Source organism: Frankia sp. CeTa3Moorea, from assembly GCF_978021225.1.
Genome location: NZ_CDXDOR010000083.1, coordinates 4283 through 8371, shown reverse-complemented (window position 1 = coordinate 8371; position 4089 = coordinate 4283). Strand labels below are relative to the sequence as shown.

Here is a 4089-nt window from a genome sequence, read left to right as displayed (position 1 = left end):
GGTCTTCTACGTGACCGGCAGCGGTGTGTCGCTGCGCGAGTTGCACGTCAAAGCCAACCCGCCGCTGGTCACCTCGCTACGGCCGGACGTGCCCACCGAGCTGGCCGAGCTCGTTAACGCGATGCTCGCCAAGGACATCCGGACCCGTCCCACGGCAGTGGATGCCTACCACGCCCTCGCCCCGTGGGCCGCGGCCCCGCCCGCGACGCCTTCCGCCGACGGGCTCGATCCGACGCGGCCGTTCCGGAACCCGCTGCTCGTCGTGCCGCGCCAGACCGTCGCGGCGGCCGGTGGCGTCCCCGCACCACGCCCCGGCATAGCCGTCATAGGCAAACCTGTGGCCAGTACTCCGCCTGGGGCAGGACCGCTGGCTATCCAGCTGGACCGCCCGGGACTGGCCGCCGCCGCGCAGCTGTCCGACGCGGCGGTCGACGAGCTGCTGGCCAAGGTCGCGACACTCGTCGACGCAGACAGGCCGGCGGAGGCCATCGACCTGCTCGAGGCAGCCGTCGCGGCCGGCGCGCAGGATCCCGCCCGCGGTCTCGAACTGCGCCGCTTCTTGGCCGAGACGCTCTACCTGGCCGACAGGTTCACCCGGGCGGCCGCCCTCAACGACGCCGTCCGCGCCGACTACCTGCGCTACCGCTTCGAACCCAGCGACCCGTGGGTGCTCGGCTGCGCCTACTACGCCGGCCTCGCCTACGCCCGCGTCGGCGACCCCGAGAAGGCCCTCGACCGCCTCCGCGCCTACCTCGACAACGCCGACGCCGCGAAGGAAGAACACCTTCGCCTCCTGGAAGCGCGCCGCACTGCCGCCTTCATGCTCGCCGCCACCGGCCAGACCGCAGCCGCTTTGGCCGCCTTCAAAGCCCTCCGCCATGCGTTGGCGGCGACCCACGGCTCCGGCGCTTCAGGCGAACTCCAGAACCTGAACAAGATCATCGATAAGCTCGGGCGTGGCCTGTACTAGGCAGGTGAACAGGACCGGGCTGACGGTGCGCTCAATCGCGGCTTTCGCCCGGCTTGACCAGGTCGAGGCCGGCGAAGAGTCGAACTCGGGCCGATTCGAGCCGTCAGCAACAACATGTACCGGCCGCGCCCGGATGAAGTCCTGGCGGGCGGCCGACGGTCCGTCGCGCCGATGATGGGTATGGCTGGGAGCGACCGAAGGGGCCGGGCCGAAGGGCCGGTCGGTGCCCATCCTGGACCCTGGAGGATCGGCTCGCCGACCGGCGGGAGCGGAGAACAGGAGGCCGCGGTGCCGTGATCCCAGATGCGGAGATCAACGAGTTGTTCGCCGTCCCGAGCCCGTGCGCGACGCTGTACCTGGGCCTGTCCGATCAGATGGACGGGATTGCGGCGGATCGGGCGGTCCGGTGGCGGCGCCTGCGCGACAGCCTGGCCGCCGACGGGGCGGATGGCGCGACGCTGGGCGCGTTGGACGAGGTCGTGGCGTCCCTCGGCCCGCAGAACGCCGCTCTCGCGGTGTGCGCCGCGAATGGCAGGGTCGTCTGGTGTCATCGGCTGCGACGGCAGGTGGCGGACCGGGCCGTCTGGGGCTCGCTGCCCTGTACGTTGCCGATGCTCGCCTACCGGCAGAGCAGCGTGCCCTGCGTGGTTGTGCTCACCGACCGGACGGGCGCCGACCTGCGGGTGGCCGGGGACGGACTGCGGTTCGCCGGTGAGGTCGTCGGCTCCGACGACGAGATCGAGCGCAATGCCCCCGGCGGCTGGTCGCAGCGCCGCTACCAGGATCGTGCCGAGGACTCGTGGGATCACAACGCCGCGCAGGTCGCCGAGGCGGTGACCGAGCTGACCGAGCGGGTGGACGCCGCGCTGGTGGTTCTCGCGGGAGACGTCCGGGCCGTGCAGCTGCTGCGCAAGCATCTGCCGCCCCGGGTGACCCCGCTGGTCCACCAGCTCGAACACGGGGGGCGCCACCCCGGGCGGAGCGACCGGTTCCATTCCCGGGAGGTGCGGGAGCTGGTCGAGGCCGAGGTTCGCGACCGGACCCGCGCCGTGCTCGACCGCTTCGCCGAGGACCGCGCACACGGCCGGGCGGTCGACGGGGTGCCCGCGACGCTCGACGCGCTCGTCCGCGCTCAGGTGGGCACGCTGCTCGTCGTCGACGATCCCGGCGACGACCGGGCCGCCTGGTACGGGCCGGAGCCCGCGGACGTCGCCACCGAGCCGGGCGCGCTGGCCCGGCGGGCCCGCCGGGCCGGGCGGGCCGGGTCACCACCGGCCGCCGGCCGATTGGCGGATCTGGCCGTGCGGGCCGCCTGGGGCACCGGCGCGGCCGTGCGGGTCCTGCCCGCCGATCTGCCCGGCGCACCGGCCGACGGTCTCGGTGCCCTGCTGCGCTACCCGTCCCCGTGACTTGCGTCGAGCGCGTCGATGATCTGCTGCCAGGGGAACAGTGCCTTCCACTCCTCGATGCCGTCGATGTCCGCCAGCGAGACTCCCTCCGGATTGTAGATCACCTGGACCCCCCACGACCGCAGGGACGAGATGTTCGCGGCAAACGCCGGGTGCTTGGCGTGCGTAGGATTCGGTGCCACGGCGATGATGACGGGGATGCCCGAGCCGATCGTCTCGTTGAGAAGGCTCAGGGCAAGGGTGTCGGCGATTCCCGCCGCGAACTTGTTGACGGTGTTGAAGGTGGCGGGTGCGACGACGACGGCGTCGGGTGCCGGCCGCTCCTCGTTGTCGTCCTCCACCAGCACGTACTCGGACCGCACCCGGTGACCGGTGAGGTCGGTGAGAAGGTCGGCGTCGATGAACTGCAAAGACGACGGGGTGGCGACCACCCGCACGTCCCAGCCGGCGGACTGCACCTGCTTGACGAAGGCGGGAAGGTCCCCGGCGGGGTACCCGCCACCGCAGGCGACTACGTAGAGATTGCGATTCCCGTCGGTCATGGCGAAACCTCATTGTGATCGTTTTGGAAGATCGCTGCGGTTTTCGTCTCGTCGAGCACTCTCTCGTGCCGCGTCTCGTCCTCGGGTCAGGAAATGCTTTTCTATACCGAAAAATCAAAGTTATCAACACCGGATCCGGATCCGGATCCGGTGCAGGTCGTCCCTGCCGGGGCGGGGCAGGTCAGATCCGGGTGAAGGCCTCCGCGTCACGACGGAAGCGGTCCAGCTCGGTAAGACTGATCGTCGGCCGGGCCAGCCGGGCGGCATCCAGCAGGTCCTGCGTGCTCAACGGGGTTACCACCGGGCCGTGGCCGCCCCCGCCGCTCTCCGCTCCCGCCCCGGCGCCGACCTTCGCCCCGTCGGCGGCCCGGTGGAAGGCGGCGGCGGCGGAGCGCTGCACGACCGCCGAGAGATCGGCCGGCGTGAACAGATCGGTGGCCGCGACGACGGCGTCCAGATCGATGTCCCCCTTGTTCGCGACCCGGTCCAGCAGCCCTTCGAGCAGCACCCGGCGCCCCTTGGCGTCCGGCGGCCCGACAGGGAGGACGAGATCGAACCGGCCGGGCCGGATGAACGCGGGATCCAGCGCCGAGACCGCGTTGGTCGCGCAGATCAGCAGCCGGCCCTGCACCCCGCGGAACTGCGGGATTGCCTTGAGCAGCTCGTTGACGACGGACTGGTTCTCCGGCCGGGTCTCGCGTGACTGGGCGATCTCGTCGACCTCGTCAATGAACACGACGACCCGCTCGACCCCCATGAGGTCGTTGATCGCTGACCGCAGCTCGGCGGCGAGCCCACTGCCGCCGGAGGCCAGCCGTGAGGGCAGGAGCTCGACGAACGGCCATTCCAGCCGGGCGGCGACCGCCCGGGCGAAGGACGTCTTGCCGGTGCCGGGCGGCCCGAACAGCAGCATCGCCGTCGGGATGACGACTCCGTATGCCTCGGCGAGCTCCCGTTCCCGGACCGGCAGCAGCAGCCGCTTCTCGATGAGCGCGCGCTCCTCCTCCATCCCGGCGAGGTTGGACCACTCGGAGGTGCTCAGCAGCGCGCCGCCCCACCGCTCGACGGTGGAGACGTCCGCCGGGCGCAGGGGAACCTGCTTGTCGTAGAGTACCTGCCCGGTAGCGGTGAAGCCGCGGTTGAGGAACGCCTCCTCACCCGGCTGCCC

Annotated in this window: 4 protein-coding genes; 2 read left to right on the top strand and 2 right to left on the bottom strand. The window is 71.4% G+C overall.

The annotated features are described in order from the left end of the window. Positions 1-970: serine/threonine-protein kinase (locus tag AC08OV_RS15100; RefSeq protein ID WP_476619815.1), on the top strand; the 970-nt coding region annotated here is incomplete at its 5' end. Between the two features lie 293 nt (positions 971-1263). Next, positions 1264-2379: a baeRF2 domain-containing protein gene (locus tag AC08OV_RS15095; RefSeq protein WP_476613077.1), complete on the top strand. Its 1116-nt coding sequence runs from the start codon at positions 1264-1266 to the stop codon at positions 2377-2379. Here AC08OV_RS15095 and AC08OV_RS15090 read toward each other — a convergent pair. Then, positions 2364-2921, bottom strand: coding sequence for a flavoprotein (locus tag AC08OV_RS15090; RefSeq protein WP_476613076.1), 558 nt, complete (start codon positions 2919-2921; stop codon positions 2364-2366). The two genes, AC08OV_RS15095 and AC08OV_RS15090, sit on opposite strands and share 16 nt — an antisense overlap. A gap of 181 nt (positions 2922-3102) precedes the next feature. Beyond that, on the bottom strand, positions 3103-4089 hold a 987-nt coding region (locus AC08OV_RS15085; protein WP_476619814.1), incomplete at its 5' end, for an ATP-binding protein.